The sequence below is a fragment of the Luteibacter sp. 3190 genome (assembly GCF_031456385.1).
Taxonomy (GTDB): domain Bacteria; phylum Pseudomonadota; class Gammaproteobacteria; order Xanthomonadales; family Rhodanobacteraceae; genus Luteibacter.
In genome coordinates this window covers 83514-101739 of record NZ_JAVDUO010000006.1, presented here as the reverse complement: position 1 = coordinate 101739, position 18226 = coordinate 83514, and the positions used below count along the sequence as shown (strand labels likewise).

General features: G+C 69.8%; 15 protein-coding genes. 8 read left to right on the top strand and 7 right to left on the bottom strand.

The annotated features are described in order from the left end of the window. Positions 1 to 140: 140 nt before the first annotated feature. Both J2X58_RS18560 and J2X58_RS18555 read left to right on the top strand, forming a co-directional pair. Positions 141 to 1154, top strand: a complete 1014-nt coding sequence (locus tag J2X58_RS18560) for a hypothetical protein (RefSeq protein WP_310050243.1) — start codon at positions 141 to 143, stop codon at positions 1152 to 1154. Positions 1155 to 1202: 48 nt separating this feature from the next. Further along, the gene (locus tag J2X58_RS18555) at positions 1203 to 3191 is read left to right on the top strand and encodes a hypothetical protein (RefSeq protein WP_310050241.1); all 1989 of its coding nucleotides are present in this window, start codon (positions 1203 to 1205) and stop codon (positions 3189 to 3191) included. Here J2X58_RS18555 and J2X58_RS18550 read toward each other — a convergent pair. Continuing rightward, a complete protein-coding gene (locus J2X58_RS18550; protein ID WP_310050239.1) occupies positions 3184 to 3675 on the bottom strand; it encodes an RDD family protein in 492 nt (163 codons plus the stop codon). The genes J2X58_RS18555 and J2X58_RS18550 overlap by 8 nt on opposite strands. Positions 3676 to 3850: 175 nt before the next feature. On the opposite strand from J2X58_RS18550, the gene xerD reads away from it, so the two are divergent. From xerD to J2X58_RS18525, 5 genes are all read left to right on the top strand, one after another. Beyond that, positions 3851 to 4771, top strand: coding sequence for a site-specific tyrosine recombinase XerD (gene xerD / locus J2X58_RS18545; protein WP_310050237.1), 921 nt, complete (start codon positions 3851 to 3853; stop codon positions 4769 to 4771). A 96-nt stretch (positions 4772 to 4867) separates the two neighbouring features. Next, positions 4868 to 5623, top strand: coding sequence for a DsbC family protein (locus tag J2X58_RS18540; protein ID WP_310050235.1), 756 nt, complete (start codon positions 4868 to 4870; stop codon positions 5621 to 5623). A gap of 206 nt (positions 5624 to 5829) precedes the next feature. Further along, entirely contained in the window at positions 5830 to 9693 is a 3864-nt protein-coding gene (gene purL, locus J2X58_RS18535; protein WP_310050233.1) for a phosphoribosylformylglycinamidine synthase, read from the top strand. A gap of 13 nt (positions 9694 to 9706) precedes the next feature. Next, a complete protein-coding gene (locus tag J2X58_RS18530; protein WP_310050230.1) occupies positions 9707 to 10561 on the top strand; it encodes a glycosyltransferase family 2 protein in 855 nt (284 codons plus the stop codon). After that, positions 10558 to 11460 carry a DMT family transporter gene (locus J2X58_RS18525; protein ID WP_090180844.1) on the top strand — a complete coding sequence of 301 codons (903 nt, stop codon included), beginning with the start codon at positions 10558 to 10560 and terminating at the stop codon, positions 11458 to 11460. The genes J2X58_RS18530 and J2X58_RS18525 overlap by 4 nt, the downstream gene beginning before the upstream one ends. Before the next feature lie 26 nt (positions 11461 to 11486). On the opposite strand, the gene J2X58_RS18520 is transcribed toward J2X58_RS18525, so the two are convergent. Further along, positions 11487 to 12629, bottom strand: a complete 1143-nt coding sequence (locus J2X58_RS18520) for an aldose epimerase family protein (protein ID WP_090055125.1) — start codon at positions 12627 to 12629, stop codon at positions 11487 to 11489. 131 nt (positions 12630 to 12760) lie between these two features. Between J2X58_RS18520 and J2X58_RS18515 the strand changes: the two genes are divergently transcribed. Beyond that, positions 12761 to 13471, top strand: coding sequence for a FadR/GntR family transcriptional regulator (locus J2X58_RS18515; protein ID WP_310050226.1), 711 nt, complete (start codon positions 12761 to 12763; stop codon positions 13469 to 13471). 78 nt (positions 13472 to 13549) lie between these two features. Here J2X58_RS18515 and J2X58_RS18510 read toward each other — a convergent pair whose 3' ends face one another. From J2X58_RS18510 to J2X58_RS18490, 5 genes are all read right to left on the bottom strand, one after another. Further along, positions 13550 to 14455 (bottom strand): DUF4097 family beta strand repeat-containing protein, encoded by a 906-nt coding sequence (locus J2X58_RS18510; protein ID WP_310050224.1) that lies wholly within the window; start codon positions 14453 to 14455, stop codon positions 13550 to 13552. A gap of 26 nt (positions 14456 to 14481) precedes the next feature. After that, positions 14482 to 14904 (bottom strand): hypothetical protein, encoded by a 423-nt coding sequence (locus J2X58_RS18505; RefSeq protein ID WP_090055121.1) that lies wholly within the window; start codon positions 14902 to 14904, stop codon positions 14482 to 14484. Then, positions 14901 to 15455, bottom strand: a complete 555-nt coding sequence (locus J2X58_RS18500) for a sigma-70 family RNA polymerase sigma factor (protein WP_090055908.1) — start codon at positions 15453 to 15455, stop codon at positions 14901 to 14903. The genes J2X58_RS18505 and J2X58_RS18500 overlap by 4 nt, the downstream gene beginning before the upstream one ends. 162 nt (positions 15456 to 15617) lie before the next feature. Continuing rightward, entirely contained in the window at positions 15618 to 17408 is a 1791-nt protein-coding gene (locus J2X58_RS18495; RefSeq protein ID WP_310050222.1) for a phosphoenolpyruvate carboxykinase (GTP), read from the bottom strand. Between the two features lie 92 nt (positions 17409 to 17500). Continuing rightward, complete coding sequence (locus J2X58_RS18490) at positions 17501 to 18097, bottom strand: TetR/AcrR family transcriptional regulator (RefSeq protein WP_090055905.1); 597 nt, start codon at positions 18095 to 18097, stop codon at positions 17501 to 17503. Positions 18098 to 18226: the final 129 nt, after the last annotated feature.

The following is an 18226-nucleotide window of genomic DNA, read 5'->3' as shown; positions in this document are numbered from 1 at the left end:
CTCCTTCCCGGCGCCGGAATCAAGTGGCGAGGGAATCTTCCGGCACGGGCGGTGTCCGAGGACCCGGGCTTACGCTGTGTTTAGCGGACCGCCGCTATCCTGTCCGACTTCCTCTCGACCGCAACGGGACACACGCACGCGTGCAATACCCCGGCAAGGCGCCACCGCCGTTCGTCGAACCCCACCGGCCGGAGTCGGGGGCGTCGACGCGCGCGCGCGGGCTGGTACCGCTCGACGGCCAGACCGTCGCCGCCCTGCACGCCATCGGTCACCGGCCGCCGCCGCGCCATCACGTGCGCAACGTCCTCGCGATGGCCGCGGCGATCGTGCTGCACGTGCTCATCGTGATGCTGGTTCGCTACGAGATGCAGCCACGCCCGCTGGTGGGGTACGCGCCCCCCGACGACCGCGACGACGTGCTCGAGGTGCGCTTCATCGAGCCGGCGAAACCGCCGCCGGCCGTCGCCGCCGCACCGCCACCGCCCCCGGTCAGCGAGCCGCCGCCGAAGGTCCGTTCGCCGGAGGCCACGCGTCCCGAGCCGCCGCGCCCGAAGAAGGAAGCCGAGACGGCCGACGCCCCGCCGCCGGAAGCGACGCCCGCGCCCCAGGCGCCGGCGGCTCCCGCCCTGTTCGGTCCGGACGGCACGGTCAGGATGCCGACCCAGGGGCCGGGAAGCCCGACGCAGGCCGACTTCGTCGCGCGCAAGCCGACCGGCGACAGCCAGATCATGTCGCACAAAACCACGGTGACCTACAAGGAAACGCGCTTCGAGAAAGACTGGGCGCCGAGCAACGAGAACCTGCTCAACGCGGGGCTGCGCCACGCGGTCGAGGCCACCACGGTCAAGAAGACGATCGACCTGGGCCACGGCACGCGCGTGAACTGCAAGACCGTGTTCTTCGTGCTGCCCGTCGGGTGCGGTGGCGAAGCGCCTTCGAAAGCCGCGAAGAAGGACGGCGACGTCCGGCTCAACATGGCGCCCGCGAATCCCCCGGTGAAGGATCTGCCGGACCAGCCGCCACCGCCGACGGAAGCGCAATGCATCGCCGCGTTCCGCGCGGAGAAGCCGCTACCCCAGGGCTGCGCGTCGGACATCCCGCTCAAGGCGATGGACGAGGAGAACGCCGAACGGGAGCGCCGCGCGGGCAAGTGAAGGCGCGGCGATTGTGTGGCGGCGCCGCAGCATGGACACTAGCGCCCGATGCCCACGAACCTTCCGGACAGCGACCGCTCGATCGCCGCCAGCTCGCTGCCCATCTCGCCGCGCGAGGCGGCCATGCGCGCGCTCGTCTACCGTCGGCGATTGCGCGAAAAGCCGCGTGAGAGCCTGCTGCGCATCGCCGGCTGGGTCGGCACGATCCTCGTCCACCTGATGTTCCTGTTCGGGATGATCCTCGGGCCGGCGTACGACCTGCTGCCCCCGCCGCCGGAACCCGACGAGACGGACGCGTTGCAGGTGCGCCTCATCGACAAACCGCCGCCGCCGGCCCCGCCGGTGCGTGGCACGCCGTCGAAGGCGCCGGTCGCGAAAGCGCGTGCGAACAAGGCGCGCGCGACGGCGAGTCGTGCATCGCGCGGTTCGCGCGCGGCGGCGGTCGCGTCCGCCGCGAAGCCGCTTCCCGCGATCGCGGTGCCCGCCGCCGAGCCGCCGCAGGTGAAGCCCGACGTGAAGCTGAGCGCGCCGCCGCCGAGCGTGGTGGCCACCGTCGAGCGCCCGTTGTCGCAGCCGAAGGCGCCTCCGCCGCAGCCCGAACTCGAGAAAGTGCCGGTGCCGGCGCAGGCGCCGCCGGATCTCGCCGTCGACACGCCGAAGCCGCAGGTCGTCCCGCCGCGGTTTCAGCCCGAGCCCGTGCGCAAGGCGCAGGTGGAAGGCACGGCGCCGATGCCACCACCCGCGTCGCTGGCGCTGCCCGAGACGCCGGCGGCGCAGATGGCGGTGACGCCCACGCCACCCACCATCACCTCCGAGCGGACCGCGCCGGTGCCGACGACCGCCATGACGCTCGCGACGGTGCCGCGCCCGGAGGTCGAGGAATCGTCGGCGCCGCCGACGCCCCAGGACACCCCGGTGCCGGACGTCGCCCCGGTGCCCACGGCGCCGAAGCCCGACCTCGCCGCCGACCGTCGCCCCGTGCCCGAAAAGATCGCGGTCGAGCCGATCCGCGCGCCGGCCGTGGACGCCACGGCCGAGCTCGAGGCCGTGCCGCTGCCGGACGCCACGTCGCGTCCGGTGGTCGCGGCTCCCGAAGCGAACAGGGATCGTCCCGTCGTGCAGGCACCGGCGGTGACGCCGGCGGACGTGCAGCGCCCCCTGGCCGGCGTCGACACGGCGCCGGGCGAACCCGGCCAGGCGCCCGGCGACATCGCCGCCGGACAGACCAGCGACGCGCAGGCACAGGCCGAGCAGGGCAAGGCCGCCGATGCCTCCTCGACCGCGGCCCGGCCAGGCGAACCGGCGCCGGCCGCCGCCGCGGGCGACGCGGCCGCGACGGCATCGGGCTCGAACGCGCCGGGCGCGGCGGCCGACACCGGCAAGCCCGGCGCCGCGAAGGGCGTCGACGAAGGCGAGCGGCTCACCGGCGCCAACGGCACGTCGCAGCGCGACGACGGCGTGCCGGGAGGGCAGGGCGACAAGGCGGGGCAGGTAGGCGCGTACGTCGAACTGAAGCCGCGCGGCAAACTCGAACCGCAGTCCGGCAGCCGCGTGAAGATCCACTACGAGAAGACGCGCTTCGACGATGCGTGGACGCCGAAGGGCGAATCGTCCGTCGACACGGCGATCCGGCGTGGCGCCGAAGCGGCGACCGTGCGGCCGACCATCTCGCTGCCTCGCGGCATCCGCATCAACTGCGTCGCCGGGCCGGGGAACGCGGGTGGCGCCATGAAGGCCGTCTCGCTGTTCACCCTCGGCTGCGGCGGCGATCCGCCGCCCAAGCCCGCCAATCCGGACGCACTGGCGAAGAACCAGACGATGGCACCGGCGAAGCCGCTGGCGGAAAACCTGCCGCCGGCGAACAGCGCGACGGTCGCCGCCGCGCCGGTCGTGCTCGACAACACGGCGTTGTGCACCACGGCGCGGATCACCGGCGGTCCGCTCCCCGCGGGCTGCGAGCCGTCGATCAAGATCAACGTGCCGGTGGCGAAGCCCGGCTCCGACTCGTGGGTGCCCGCGAGCGATCAGTTCAAGTAGCGGTGCGGCGGATCTCGGTGCGCGCGACCATGTCGTGCAGCGCGCGACGGCGCGTGTCGAAGAAAGACGGCAGCAGCCACAGCGCCCATGCCACCAGCGGCGCCCACAGCGCGATCCGCACCGAGGTCAGCGGATAGATCGCCAGCAGTGCGAGCGGCGCCGCGGCGACGACGAGGCGAAGCAGGCCTTGCCGCCAGGTCACGGTGCGTCCGTCCGCGTCGCTCACGCGGATCCGCCACGGTCGCATGCCGAGCGTCTGTCCACCGCGCACCCACGACCACAGGAAGTAGCCGCCGATGGCGAGACCCTGCAGCGGGCGGTACCACCAGGCGACGATCTGTCCGTGCGCGTCGACCAGCCGGCCGCCGGTCGCGAACTGCGCCACGAGCCCCACGACCATCACGATGGCGACCACGAGCAACAGGTCGTAGACGATGGCGGCAAGGCGGCGCCAGGCCGGCGCGGGCGAAGGAGAAGTGCTCACGAAAGTCCGGCGACGGCAGTGGGACGAGCGCGCATTATGCCCGCCGCTCCTGGTGGGAGCGGTCCTGGCCGCGACATCATTTCGCGAGGAGCGGCAGGACCCTCGGCTCACGGCCCCAACGGCGTCGCGGCCAGGGCCGCTCCCACAACGACGCTTCGCGCCCTAACATCGCAGCATGCCTACGTCATCGTCTTCTTCCGATAACGCGTCGAGCGACGCCCGCCTGATCGAGCGCTTCATCGAGCGCGTCTGGGCCGAGGACGGCCTGGCCGATCGCACGCTCGAGGCCTACCGGCGCGACCTGCAGCAGCTCTCGCGCTGGCTGGAAACGCGCCAGCGCACGCTGGCGACGGCGGGTCGCGACGATCTTTCCGCTTACCACGGGAGCCAGCCCGTGTCGGTGCGCAGCATGGCGCGGCGGCAGTCGGCGTTCCGGCGGTTCTATGCGCAACTCGCGCGCGACGAGGGGCATCGTGAGGACCCGACGCTGCTGATGCAGCGCCCGCGGATGCCGCGCGGGCTGCCGAAGGCGCTCGCGGAGCGCGAGATCGAGGCGCTGATCGTCGCGCCGGACATTTCCACGCCGCTCGGCCTGCGCGATCGCGCGATGCTCGAATTGATGTACTCGTCGGGGCTGCGGGTTTCGGAACTGGTCGATCTGCCGCTGGCCGGCCTGAACACGCGCCAGGGCGTGCTGCGCGTGACGGGCAAGGGCGGCAAGGATCGCCTGGTGCCCGTCGGCGAAGAGGCGCTGGCGCACGTCGAGGCCTATCTGCGCGACGCCCGCCCCGGGCTGGCGCAGGGCCATGGGCAACCGGTCGCGCTCTTCCTCTCCCGGCGCGGCGACGCGATGACGCGGCAGATGTTCTGGACGCTGGTGAAGCGCTACGCCGTGCAGGTGGGCATTCCGGCGAAGCGGGTCAGTCCGCACGTGCTGCGACATTCCTTCGCCACCCACCTGCTCAACCACGGCGCCGACCTGCGCGCTCTGCAGATGCTGCTGGGCCACAGCGCGCTCAGCACGACGCAGATCTACACGCTGGTGGCCAAAGAGGGGCTGAAGCGCCTCCACGCCCAGCACCACCCGCGCGGGTAGGCGGATGCCGCGCTGTGCCACAATCGGGGAACCGAACGGGCCGCTCGCGATCCAAGGCAGTCCCGTGTTCCCCCGGTGTTCGATGGAGTCGTACCGATGATGTTCAAGAAAATCCTGCCCGCGCTCATGGCCGGCGCCTTCGCCATGACGGCTTGCGCGGCCGACGACGACAAGGCCGTGCGCGACGCGGTGGAAGCGCTCGGGCCCGGTATCAAGGTGGACAGCATCGCCCCCGCGCCGATGCCCGGTTTCTATCAGGTGGTGGCGTCCGGCCGCATGGTCTACGTGAGCGCCGACGGGCGCTACATGCTCAACGGCAACCTCATCGACCTGAAGAACCGCACCGACCTCAGCGCCGCGAGCTGGGCGACCACGCGCAAGGCCGAGCTCGCCAAGGTCCCGGCCTCGCAGCGCCTCGTGTACGCCCCGGCGAACCCCAAGCACACGGTCACCGTGTTCACCGATGTCGACTGCGGGTTCTGCCGCCAGCTGCACGCCCACATCGACGAATTCAACAAGCAGGGCATCGCCGTCGAATACGTGTTCTGGCCGCGCGAAGGCCTGAAGACCACGGCCGGCAACGACACCCCCTCCTACACCAAGGCCGTCTCGGTCTGGTGCAGCGCCGACCGCAAGAACGCGTTCAACGAGGCCATGAAGGGCGCGACCCCCAAGGCCGCCACCTGCGCCAACCCGGTCAAGGACGAGTTCGAGCTCGGCGAGCGCCTGGGCGTGAACGGCACCCCCACCATCGTGACCGAGAACGGTGACGTGGTCGGCGGCTACGTCACCCCGGCCCAGCTCCTGCAGGCCCTGAACGCCCCGGCCGGCACGGTGAAGCGCGGCGGCTGACCGCCAAAGGTAGGAGCGCGCTGTGGGAGCGGCCCTGGCCGCGACATCTTTCGAGGCGGTGAGCCACAGGGCCCGTTGCCCTTCGCGAAGAGCTGTCGCGCGCAGGGCGCGCTCCTACGGGCCGCGGGCCTTCGGCCAGCCTGCCCGATGCTGCCGCGCAACATCATGTAGAATAGGCGTTTTCCCTTAGCGCCTTTTCCCCCCGCATGATCGCACTCGACGGGCAGAGCGCCCTCTCGCCTTTCCGCCTCGAACGACTTAACGCCCACCTGGATGCCCTGCATCACGGGACGCGGGTGCAGGCCGCCTGGTTCACTTACTTCGTCGACGCCGACGCGCAGCCGGAAGGCGACGCGCGCGCGCGTCTGCTCGCCGTGCTCGAAGCGAAGGGCGCCGCGCCGGAAGACGCGACCTTCTGGGTCGTCCCGCGCCTCGGCACGATCTCGCCGTGGTCGAGCAAGGCCACCGACATCCTCCACGGCGCGGGCTTCGACGTCCGCCGCGTGGAGCGCGGCACGGCGTGGCGCGTCACCGGCATGCCGGACGCGAACGATCCGTCGTATGCCGTGGTGATGGGCGCCTTCTGCGACCCGATGGTGCAGTCGCCGCTCGCCTCGCTCGACGAGGCGGCCGGTCTGTTCCTCGCCGGCGAACCCGGTCCGCTGGGCCGCGTCGAACTCGGCGCCGATCCGCGCGCGGCGCTGTCCGCCGCGAACGCCGAACTCGGGCTGGCGCTCGCGGACGACGAGATCGACTACCTCGCCGATCGCTACGCGGAGATGGGCCGCGCGCCCACCGACGCCGAACTGATGATGTTCGCGCAGGCGAACTCCGAGCACTGCCGCCACAAGGTGTTCAACGCCACGTGGACGCTCGATGGCGCGACGCAGGATGCCTCGCTGTTCGGCATGATCAAGAACACCCACCAGAAGTCGCCGGCGCATACGCTCTCCGCGTATCACGACAACGCCGCGGTGATCGAAGGCTACGACGGCAAGCGCCTGTTCGTGAGCCCGGAAGACGGCGTGTTCCGCACCGTCGCCGAAGCCGCGCCGTACGCGATCAAGGTCGAGACGCACAACCATCCGACGGCCATCGCGCCGTGGCCGGGCGCCGCCACCGGTGCCGGCGGGGAGATCCGCGACGAGGGTGCGACGGGCCGCGGCGGCAAGCCGAAGGCCGGCCTGACCGGCTTCTCCGTCTCGCACCTGCGCATCCCCGGCCTGCCGCGTCCGTGGGAAAAGGATCGCCCGCTGCCGCCGCGCATGGCGTCGGCGTTCGAGATCATGCGTGACGGCCCGCTCGGCGCCGCCGCGTTCAACAACGAATTCGGCCGGCCCGCGCTCGGCGGCTACTTCCGCACGTTCGAGCAGGAGACCGGCGACAAGGGCGTCCGCCGCGGCTACGACAAGCCGATCATGATCGCCGGCGGCCTCGCCGCGATCCGCCCCGACCACGTGCAGAAGCGCAAGGTCCGTCCCGGCGACAAGGTCATCGTGCTCGGCGGCCCGGCCATGCTCATCGGCCTCGGCGGCGGTGCCGCCTCGTCGGTGGCGTCCGGCACCTCCAGCGCGGAACTCGATTTCGCCTCGGTGCAGCGCGACAACGCGGAAATGGAACGCCGTTGCCAGCAGGTGATCGACGCGTGCTGGGCGCGCGGCGACTACAACCCGATCGTCAGCATCCACGACGTGGGCGCGGGTGGCGTGTCCAACGCGATTCCCGAAATCCTCAACGACGCGGGCGTCGGCGGCGTCATCGACCTCTCGAAGCTGCCCTGCGACGACCCGACGCTGTCGCCGATGCAGGTGTGGAGCAACGAGTCGCAGGAGCGCTACGTCCTCGCGATCGGTCCGGAAGACATCGAACTCTTCGAATCGTTCTGCGCCCGCGAGCGTTGTCCGTTCGCCGTCGTCGGCGACGCCACGGAAGAGGCCCGCCTGATCGTCCGCGACACCCGTCGCGACATCACCGTGATCGACCTGCGCATGGATGTCCTGTTCGGCAAGCCGCCGCGCATGCATCGCGACGCGAAGCGCGTGAAGCCGCGCGTCGATCTGGTCGCCGACCTCACCGGCATCGGCATGGACGAGGCGCTGATGCGCGTGCTTCGCCTGCCCGCGGTCGGCAGCAAGAACTTCCTCATCACCATCGGCGACCGCACGGTCGGCGGCCTCAACGCGCGCGACCCGATGGTCGGCCCGTGGCAGGTGCCCGTCGCGGACGTCGCGGTGACGATGACCGACTTCGAGGGCTATACCGGCGAAGCGATGGCGATGGCCGAGCGTGCGCCCGTGGCGCTGCTGTCCAGCGCCGACGCCGCGCGCATGGCGGTGGGCGAGGCGATCACCAACCTCGCGGCCGCGTCGATCAAGCTCGACGAAGTGCGCCTGTCGGCGAACTGGATGGCCGCCGTGAACCACCCGGGCGAGGACGCCGCGCTCTTCGACGCCGTCAAGGCCGTCGGCCTCGAATTGTGTCCGTCGCTCGACATCGCGATCCCCGTCGGCAAGGACTCCCTGTCCATGCAGACCGTGTGGACCGACGAGAACGGCAAGGCGCAGAAGACCGTGTCGCCGGTGTCGCTCGTCATCACCGGATTCGCGCGCGTCGACGACGTGCGCCGCACGCTCACGCCGCAGCTGAAGACCGACCGCGGCGACACCGATCTGTGGCTGATCGACCTCGGCGCGGGCCGCGACCGCCTCGGCGGCTCCGCGCTCACGCAGGTCTTCAACCGCGGCGGCGGCGTGCCGCCGGACCTCGACGACGCCAAGCGCCTGCGCGCGATGTTCGAACTGATCCAGGAAGCGAACGCGTCGGGCCTGCTCCTCGCCTATCACGACCGCTCGGATGGCGGTGTCATCGTTACGCTGCTGGAGATGGCGTTCGCGGGCCACTGCGGCCTCGAACTGCGCCTGGACGGCTGGGCGGACGCGACGCTGCGCGCTCTGTTCAACGAAGAACTCGGCGCCGTCGTGCAGGTCGCCTCGGCGAATCGCGAAGCGTTCGAAGCGCTGCTGGTGAAGCACAACCTCGCCGGCATGACGCACCACGTCGGCCGTCCGAAGGAGAAGCTCGGCATCAAGCTCCATCTGAACGGCGAAACCGCGTTCAAGTGGAACTGGACCGAACTCTTCCGCGCGTGGAACGAAACCAGCTACGCGATGCAGCGCCTGCGCGACAACCCGCTGAGCGCCGACCAGGAAAACGAGTGGCGCCTCGACGACGCCGATCCGGGGATCACCCCGAAGCTCACGTTCGATCCCGCCGACGACATCGCCGCGCCGTTCATCGCGAGCGGCAAGCGTCCGCGCGTGGCGATCCTGCGCGAGCAGGGCGTCAACGGCCAGGTGGAAATGGCCGCCGCGTTCTCGCGCGCCGGCTTCGACGCGGTCGACATCCACATGACCGATCTCGCCACCGGCCGCCACCACCTGAAGGACTTCATCGGCCTCGCGGCCTGTGGCGGCTTCTCGTACGGCGACGTGCTCGGCGCCGGCCGCGGCTGGGCCACGTCGATCCTCTACAACGACGCGCTGCGCGAGCAGTTCGCGCGCTTCTTCGAGGACGGCAGCAAGTTCGCGCTCGGCGTGTGCAACGGCTGCCAGATGATGTCGGGCCTCAAGGACATCATCCCCGACGCGAAGCACTGGCCACAGTTCCTGCGCAATCAGTCCGAGCAGTACGAAGCGCGCGTCGCCACGCTCGAGATCCTCGATTCGGGCAGCGTGTTCTTCCGCGGCATGGCGGGTTCGCGCATTCCGGTCGCCGTCGCGCACGGCGAGGGCCGGGTGCATTTCCCGAACGTGTGCAGCCCGTCGAAGAGCCACGCGGCGGCACGTTTCGTCGACAACCGCGGCAAGCCGACCGAAAGCTACCCGCTGAACCCGAACGGTTCGCCGGGCGGCCTGGCGGCGTTCACGGCGGCCGACGGTCGTGTCACGATCATGATGCCGCATCCGGAACGCGTGTTCCGCAGCGCGCAGCTGAGCTGGCACCCGGAGCAGTGGGGCGAGGATTCGCCGTGGATGCGCATGTTCCGCAACGCCCGCGTCTGGGTGGGCTGATCGCGCCACGCCGATGAACGCCGTCCCCCTCACGAGCATCGTCATCGTCCTCGCCGATAGCGGGGCGCTGACGCGGGAGTGCGTGGAACACGCGCTCGCCAGCGATGTGCCGGTGGAGCTGCTCGTCGTCGACAACGGTTCGACCGACGGCATCCCGGAATCGCTCGACCGGGCCTACGCCGACGACGACCGCGTGCGCGTGATCTACAACCGGGCGAACCTCGGTTTCGGCCCCGCGGTGAATCGCGGCGCCGCGCAGGCGCGCGGTGCGCGGCTGCTCGTGCTCAATCCGGATTGCCTGATCGAGCGCGACACGATCCGTCGCATGGCCGCGCACATGGACATCCACACGGGTATCGTCGGCGCGGTCGTGTGCGACAGCCACGGACACCCCGATCCGGCGTCGCGCCGGCGCGACCCGCTGCTGCGCCGTTCGCTCTCGACCAAGTTCGGCGGTAAGGGCGACGGCGGCATCGACATCCGCGGTCCGATCCCCGATGGCGCGGAAGAGGTCGAGATCGTGTCCGGCGCCATCATGCTGATGCCGCGGCCCGCGTTCGATCGCCTGCATGGCTTCGACGAATCGTTCTTCCTGCACTGCGAGGACATGGACCTCTGCCGCCGCGCGCGCGATGCCGGCTACAAGGTGATCCTCGCCGGCGACGTTCGCGTGCTCCACGGCAAGGGCGGTTCCAGCCGGCATCGTCCGGTGTTCGTCAGCCGGCACAAGCATCGCAGCATGTACCTGTGGTTCCGCCGGCACGATCCGGCGGCGCGCAACGCCTTCGTTCGCGCGGTCGTGTGGCTCGGCATCTGGGCGCATTTCGTGCTGAAGGTGCCCGCGCAGCTGCTGCGGAAGCGCCGGTGAGCGAGGCGTCGCGCGGGAGCGGCGTCGCCACCCTGGGCCTGCTCGCGGTGACGGCCATCTGGGGTTCCACGTTCGTGCTCATCAAGGACGTCGTCGGGCGCATGTCCGTGGCGGATTTCCTGGCGGTGCGCTTCGTCATCGCCGCCGTGGTGATGCTGCTGTGCTTCGCGGTGCCGCTGCTGCGCCTCGGCCGCGTCCAGCTCGCGCGGGGCCTGGCGCTCGGCGTGCTCTACGGCGTCGCGCAGTGGCTGCAGACCGAGGGCCTGGCGCGGACGTCGCCGAGTGTCAGCGGCTTTGTCACCGGCATGTATGTCGTGATCACGCCCATCCTGTCGTTGCTGCTCTTCCGCCAGCGCATGCCCTGGACGACCTGGCTCGCCGTGCTGCTGGCGACGGTCGGCCTCGGCGTGCTCGCGCTCAACGGCTTCGAGGTCGACGGCGGCGTGCTGCTGACGCTGGCGTCCGCCGCGCTCTACGCGTTGCACATCGTCGGCCTCGGTCACTGGTCGAAGCCCGGGGATGCGTTCGGGATGTCCGCGATCCAGATGGTCGGCATCGCCGCGGTCTGTTTTGCGATCACGCTGCCGCATGGCGGTCCGGCGCTGCCGCCGGACGCGAAGGCCTGGGTGGCCGTCCTCTACATGGCGCTGGTCGCGGGCGCGGTGGCCATGCTGGTGCAGACCTGGGCGCAGGCGCACATGCCGGCGACACGCGCGGCGATCGTCATGACCACCGAGCCGGTGTTCGCCGCGGGCTTCGCTGTGCTGCTGGGCGTGGACGCGCTCACCGGCCGCATGCTCGGCGGTGGCGCGCTGGTGCTCGCCGCGATGTACATGGTGGAACTCGCGCCGCGCTTCCGCCGGCGCAAACCGGCGGAAGCGTTGCATCACGAGGTGTGACTGCGAGGTGGAACCCCGTTCGATCCTTAGTGCGCGGTGGCCTTATCCACCGTGAACTTGTAGGTCATCGTGTTGCGATAGGTCTTGCCCGGGTCGAGGCGTGCCGAGCCGAAGTCCGGCTGGTTCGGCGTATCGGGGAACAGCTGCGGTTCGAGTGCGAACGCGTCGCCCTGGCGATAGATGCCGCCGGACTTGCCCGAGGTGGTGCCGTCGAGGAAATTGCCCGAGTAGAACTGCAGGCCCGGCTGCGCCGACCACAGCGACAGCACGCGGCCGCTCTTCGGGTCGGTGACGCGAGCCACCTCGCGCGGCTGTGCCGCCTCCTTCCGGGAGATCACCCAGTTGTGGTCGTAACCACGGCCGAAGACGATCTGCTGTTCCTTCGCGTCGCGCACGTCGCGGCCGATCGGCTTCGCCTTGCGGAAGTCGAAATCGGTGCCCGCCACGGAGCGGACTTCGCCCGTGGGAATCGCGGTCGCGTCGGTCGGCAGGTAGGCATCGCCGGCGATCATGAGCTGCTGGTCCATCACGCTGCCGGTGCCCTCGCCGGCGAGGTTCCAGTACGCGTGGTTCGTGATGTTGACGATCGTCGGCGCGTCCGTGGTCGCCGTGTACTCGATCGTCAGTTCGTTGCCTTCGCCGATCGAATACGTGGCGTGCGTGGTGACCTTGCCGGGATAACCCTGGTCGCCGTCCGGGCTCACGTAGCTGAGGGTGACGCTCGGCTTCGCGCCGGATTCGACCTTGTCGACGGTCCACACGACCTTGTCGAAGCCGACCTTGCCGCCGTGCAGCGAGTTCGGTCCGTCGTTGACCGGCACCGAATACGTCTTGCCGTCGAGCGTGAAGCGGCCCTTGGCGATGCGGTTCGCGTAACGGCCGACGGTATCGCCGAAGTACTGCGGCTTGGCGAACGTGCCCTTGAGGTCGGGATACCCGAGCACGATGTCGCCGGGCTTGCCGTGGCGGTCCGGCACCTCCACGGCGTAGAGCGCCGCGCCGAGGGAAAGCACCTTCACCGTCATGCCCTTGCCATTCGTCAGCGTCACGAGCGTGACGTCCTTGCCGTCGGGCGTCTTGCCGAACGAGGCCTTCGATGCGTCGCCGGCCGCGGCGGCGCCGCTGCACGCCAGCGCGATCGCGGCGGCCAGGATCGTAGCTTTCTTCATCGCGGTTCCACTCCAGTCGGTGTGATCCCCGCGACCTGAACATATTTGTAAGACAAATGACAAGCTGCGCCGCGTCATCGGCACGGGTCGGCCTGCGCTAGGATGCACACGACACGGGAACGGAGAGCCTCATGCCCCCGAAGGCGGCAAGCCCCAGGAACCTGCACGTCCAGGTCATCGAAGAGCTCGGCGGGCTGATCGTCGGCGGCGTCCTGCGTCCCGGCGATCCGTTGCCCGGCGAAGCGCGTCTGGCGGAGCAGCTTGCCGTCAGCCGCACCGTGCTGCGCGAGGCGCTGAAGGTACTGGCGGCGAAGGGGCTCATCGAAACGCGCCAGAAGACCGGCATGCGCGTGCGCGATGCGCGCTTCTGGAACCACCTCGATGCCAACGTCCTCGCCTGGCGTTGCGCGGCGATGCCGACCGAGGACTTCGTCGACAAGCTCGTCGAGATGCGGGCCATCATCGAGCCCGCCGCGGCGGCCGCCGCCGCGCGGCGCCGTGACCCGGCGCAGCTGGCCGCCATCGGCGAGGCTCTCGAGGCGATGGAGGAGGCGCAGACGCTCGACGACTGGGCGGAGGCCGATCTGCGTTTCCACGAAGCGGTGCTGACGGCGACCAACAACGAGCTGCTCAGTTCGCTGTTCGGCGTGATCGAAACGGCGCTGGGTACCTTCTTCGTCATGTCGGCGCGCACGGCGAAGAACTTCCGGTATTCGCTACCGCATCATCGCGCAGTCTACGAAGCGATCCGTCGCCGTCGTCCGAACGAAGCCACCGCGGCCATGCAGGCGATGATCGCGGACTCGCGCGCGAACATGCGCAAGGGCAAGAAGACGGCCTGAGTGCCTCGCCGGTCGCACCTCGAGCGCGGAAGCGAGGAGCCGATGCGACGTGCCCGTTCCGCGCCGGTATGACGATCCCTACTTCCCCGCCGAGCGGATGCGCACGTCGCCGCTGAACGATTCCACGTGGATGTTGGCGCTACCGCCGCCGATGGTGGTCTTGAGATCCTTGCCCGGGCCGTCGCCGCGGGAGACGTCGCCCCAGTCGCTGCGCAGGTCGCCGCTGAACGTCGAGGCTTCGACGCGGGCGGACGTATCGGCGGGGAGCTGGAGCTGGACGTCGCCGCTCATCGAATCGACATCGAGCTTCCCCTCGCGGGTCGGGCCGCCCGCGATCTGCGTGTCGCCGGAGACGGTGCTGAAGTTGGCGTCCTTCCACGGACCGCCGCCGATGGTCATGCGGCCGGACACGGTCTGGGCATCGATCTTGTCGGCGACGTTCGGCGCCGTGATGTCGCCCGACACCGTCTGCAGATCGGCACGGCCGGCGCGGCCCGCCAGATCGATGGTGCCGCTGACCGTCTGCATGCTCACTTCCGGCGAACGCAGGTTGGCGCGGATGCGGCCGCTGACCGAGTCGACGTCGACCTTGCCGCCGTCGAGGCCGTCGATGCTGACCGGGGCGCTGACGACGTTGATGCTGACCTCGACGGACTTCGGCACGCGGACGTTGAGGATCGTGGGCTGCATGCGCGAGTCGTTGCCCCAGCTGAACCAGTGGCCCTTCTTCTCGTCGCCGCCGACATGGACCTCGACCTCGCGGTCGTCGCCTTCGATCTGCAACGGACGCGCGCCGTCGCCGAGCGTGCCGGAGACCTGGATCTGGTTCTTGTCCCAGGCGGTCACGGTGACTTCGCCCTTGACGTTCTCGATGCTGACCTTCGCGTTCGGGCGGATGTCTTTCGACAGGTTGATCGGCGTCGAGGCGAAGGCCTGACCGATCGAGAGCGCCAGCAGCAGAGGAGTGAGATGGATCGTTTTCATGGTCGTGGGTGTCCTTGCTGGTCGCGTTAGCCGGCTTGCTTGTCGAAATTGCGCAGGCGATCGCGCTGTCGTTCGGTCTTCAGGAGCAGCCGCTGCAACGCGGCCGAATCCGGGGAATCCTGCATGGCCTGGGTCAGCTCCATGCGTGCCGCGTCGAGCTCCACGGCGGCGCCGGCGAGGCGCGGATCCGTGGGTTTCCAGGCGTGTCCGCTGGCGGCGATCCCGCCGTCGGACGCCGGCGCGGCGAGGTGCAGCCCGATGCCGCCGCCGAGCACCGCGACGCCGGCGATGGCGGCGGCCATCAGCCAGGGACGCGCGCGATGCCGGCGCGCGACGGTGGGGGCGGCCGCTTCGTCGAGGCGGCTTTCGATGCCGGCCCAGAGATCGCGGTGCGGAACCACCGGGCGGTTGAGCGAGCGCATCTGGCGCAGGTAGTCGAGTTCGTTCATGGCTTATCTCCCAGCACGCGGCGGAGCAGGCCGCGGGCACGGTGCAACTGCGCTTTCGAGGAACCGACCGCCATCGACAGTTCGGTGGCGATCTCCTCGTGTTTCCAGCCTTCCACGTCGTGCAGCACGAGGACGGCGCGGGCCCGCGGCGGCAACGCCGCGATGGCCTTTTCCAGTTCGTCGCGCTCGAAGGCGCGGACGGGATTGTCGATATCGGTGATGTCCGGCAGGTGTTCGTCGTCGAGGATCGTGACCGGGTCGGCGTTGCGGGCGCGTATGGACATCAGCGCGACGTTCACGGCGAGACGGTACACCCACGTGCCGAACGAGCTTTCGAAGCGGAACCCTTCGAGCTTCTGCCAGGCGCGGACGAAGGCCTCCTGCGTGAGGTCTTCGGCGCGGGCGTGGTCGAAGGCGGCCAGGCGCAGGACGGCGCCGTAGACCCGGTCCGCGTGGCGGCGATAGAGAACCTCGAAAGCCTTGCGGTCACCCGCCACCGCGGCGCGCACGGTCTCGTCGTCCGACGAGGCGGCGGGCAGCTCAGGCTGCATGAAGGAGGTGGCGGTGAGGCATAGGGCGTTCATCTTGCCAGCTTGGATGCGGGCAAGGGCGAAACGGTTTAAGGGACGGCGCGGCGTTCCGCCACATCCCTCCGGTAGCGAACTTTCTACCGAAGGGGTGGGAGCCGATCGTATCGGCGAACGGAGATGGCCTCAGGCCACCTGTGCCGGGCGCCGTTCCTGGGCCGCCTCGAGCGCCTTGCCCACGCGCAGCTGCTCGGCCTTCAGCCGCTCCGGCATGCGCTCGCCGAAGCCGTCGAGGTAGGTTCCGATCGCGTTGAGCTCCTCGATCCAGCCCTCCACGTCGACGCGCGTCAGCTCGTCGAGCGTCGCGGGGGAGACGTCGAGGCCCTCGGTGTTGAGCTCGCCCTTCGCTGGCACGGTGCCGATGGGCGTTTCATGCCCGGTGGCCAGCCCCTCGACGCGCTGGATCATCCAGTCGAGCACGCGGAGGTTCTCGCCGTAGCCCGGCCACATGAAGCGACCGTCGGCGTCCTTGCGGAACCAGTTGACGTGGAAGATGCGTGGCAGCTTCGCGCCCGGCTTGTCGAACGACAGCCAATGGGCGAAGTAGTCCGCGAAGTTGTAACCGCAGAACGGCTTCATCGCCATCGAATCGCGGCGCAGGACGCCCACCGCACCCGTGGCCGCGGCCGTGGTCTCCGAGCCCATGGCGGCCCCGACGAGCACGCCGTGCGCCCAGTCTTTCGCCTCGAACACGAGCGGCACCAGGGACGGCCGCCGGCCGCCGAACACGATCGCCGAGATGGGCACGCCGGCGGCGTCTTCCGACTCGGGCGCCCAGCTCGGGCACTGCTTCGCGCTGACGGTGAAGCGGGAATTCGGATGGGCGGCCGGTCCGTTGGCGGCGTCGAACGGGCGCCCCTGCCAGTCCGTGACGGGCTCGCCCTCACCGAGGCCTTCCCACCACGGCCGGCCGTCGGCGGTGACGGCGACGTTGGTGAAGATCGCATCGTGGCCGAGCGTCGCGAGGGCGGTCGGGTTCGTGTTGGCTCCCGTGCCCGGGGCGACGCCGAAGTAGCCGGCCTCGGGGTTGATCGCCCACAGGCGCCCGTCGTCGCCCGGTGTCATCCAGCAGATGTCGTCGCCGACCGTCCAGACCTTCCAGCCGGCCCTGCGGTAGCCCTCGGTGGGAATCAGCATCGCGAGATTGGTCTTGCCGCAGGCCGACGGGAACGCGGCGGCGATGTAGTGCTTCTCGCCCTTCGGATTCTCGATGCCGACGATGAGCATGTGTTCCGCGAGCCAGCCTTCGCGGCGCGCCTGGTGGCTGGCGATGCGCAGCGCGTGGCACTTCTTGCCCAGCAGCGCGTTGCCGCCGTAGCCCGAGCCGATCGATTTGATCGAGAGCTCCTCGGGGAAATGCATGATGAAGCGGCGCTCGGGATCGAGGTCGCCCGTGGAGTGCAGGCCCTTCACGAAGCGGCCCTCGCGCTCGATGCGCGCGAGGGCGGCCGCGCCCATGCGCGTCATGATGCGCATGTTGGCGACGACGTACGGGCTGTCCGTGATCTCGACGCCGCAGCGCGCGAGCGGGGAGTCGATCGGTCCCATGCAGTACGGGATGACGTACATCGTCCGCCCGCGCATGGCACCGGCGAACAGGGCGTCGATCTTCGCGTGGGCCTCGGCCGGCGCCATCCAATGGTTGTTCGGGCCGGCATCGGCTTCGTCCGGCGTGCAGACGAAGGTGAGGTGCTCGACGCGCGCCACGTCGGACGGGTGCGACCGGTGCAGGTAGCTGCGCGGGTTCGTTTCCGCGTTGAGCGGAAGAAGGTCGCCGCTGGCAAGCATCGTCTCGACGAGTCCGGCGTACTCCGCATCCGAGCCGTCGCACCAGCGGATGGAGGCGGGCTCCGTCAGCAGGGCGACCTCGTCGACCCATCGGTTCAATGCATCCAGTGAACTGCCGTGCGCTCGCATCCTGTGTGGTCTCCAGTTAAACGTCAGTGGAGACAGTAGTTTGCGATTGTTGGTATGCGCAAGGCACGGCGCAGCAAAAGCGGCCGCGCCGTTCAGGATCCTTCGCTGGACCTCGCGGGCGTGAGCGTAGCGATCATGTGCTCGACGTACGCGTCGAACTCGTCGTGGCTCAATCGCGGCAGCCCGAGGGTGAAGTTCAGCTGGAGGAAACCGACATACGCGGCGTAGGTCAGGCGCGCGCGATGCAGCGCGACCACCGGCTCCAGCCCGGCCTCCTGATAGAGGCGGGTGAGGAAGTCCATGCGCCGTTGCGAGACGCGCGACATGACCGGCACGACCTGCGGGTGGTCGAGCGCCTTCAGCAGCGCCGCATACACGCGGTGCGGCTGCATCTCGTGGGCGACCCGGCGGAACAGCTCGGGAAAGCGCTTCAGGGGATCGGGAATGCGCTCGATTTCGGCAAGAACCTCGCGCTCGCCGTACTCTTCCCACCGCTCGAGCGCCGCCTGGAGCAGGGCCTCGCGCGTGCGGAAATGCCAGTAGAAACTGCCCTTCGTGACGCCGAGGCGTCGCGCGAGGGCCTCGACGGCGAGGGCGCCGACGCCCTGTTCGGCGATGAGGGCAAGCGCCCCGTCTTCCCAGTCTTCGGCGGAGAGGCGGACCCGTTCGGTCTTGGAACTGTCGTTCATCGACGCATGGTAGCGGAGACGCCGCCGTTTGCAATCGGGGCGGCCGCGCGCATGCTGCATAAGACCTTGACTTCGAACACGTTACATGACCGTACGCCGGCGTATTGACGTGCCTCCGGCGGCGCTACA

Bases quoted from the DNA above. Each gene is read 5' to 3' on its own strand.
- J2X58_RS18505 (WP_090055121.1), bottom strand. From the start codon at position 14,904: ATGAACGAACTCGACTACCTGCGCCAGATGCGCTCGCTCAACCGCCCG.
- J2X58_RS18515 (WP_310050226.1), top strand. From the start codon at position 12,761: ATGCCCCCGAAGGCGGCAAGCCCCAGGAACCTGCACGTCCAGGTCATC.
- J2X58_RS18510 (WP_310050224.1), bottom strand. From the start codon at position 14,455: ATGAAAACGATCCATCTCACTCCTCTGCTGCTGGCGCTCTCGATCGGT.
- J2X58_RS18520 (WP_090055125.1), bottom strand. From the start codon at position 12,629: ATGAAGAAAGCTACGATCCTGGCCGCCGCGATCGCGCTGGCGTGCAGC.
- J2X58_RS18490 (WP_090055905.1), bottom strand. From the start codon at position 18,097: ATGAACGACAGTTCCAAGACCGAACGGGTCCGCCTCTCCGCCGAAGAC.
- purL (WP_310050233.1), top strand. From the start codon at position 5,830: ATGATCGCACTCGACGGGCAGAGCGCCCTCTCGCCTTTCCGCCTCGAA.
- J2X58_RS18500 (WP_090055908.1), bottom strand. From the start codon at position 15,455: ATGCAGCCTGAGCTGCCCGCCGCCTCGTCGGACGACGAGACCGTGCGC.
- J2X58_RS18555 (WP_310050241.1), top strand. From the start codon at position 1,203: ATGCCCACGAACCTTCCGGACAGCGACCGCTCGATCGCCGCCAGCTCG.
- J2X58_RS18495 (WP_310050222.1), bottom strand. From the start codon at position 17,408: ATGCGAGCGCACGGCAGTTCACTGGATGCATTGAACCGATGGGTCGAC.
- J2X58_RS18530 (WP_310050230.1), top strand. From the start codon at position 9,707: ATGAACGCCGTCCCCCTCACGAGCATCGTCATCGTCCTCGCCGATAGC.
- xerD (WP_310050237.1), top strand. From the start codon at position 3,851: ATGCCTACGTCATCGTCTTCTTCCGATAACGCGTCGAGCGACGCCCGC.
- J2X58_RS18540 (WP_310050235.1), top strand. From the start codon at position 4,868: ATGATGTTCAAGAAAATCCTGCCCGCGCTCATGGCCGGCGCCTTCGCC.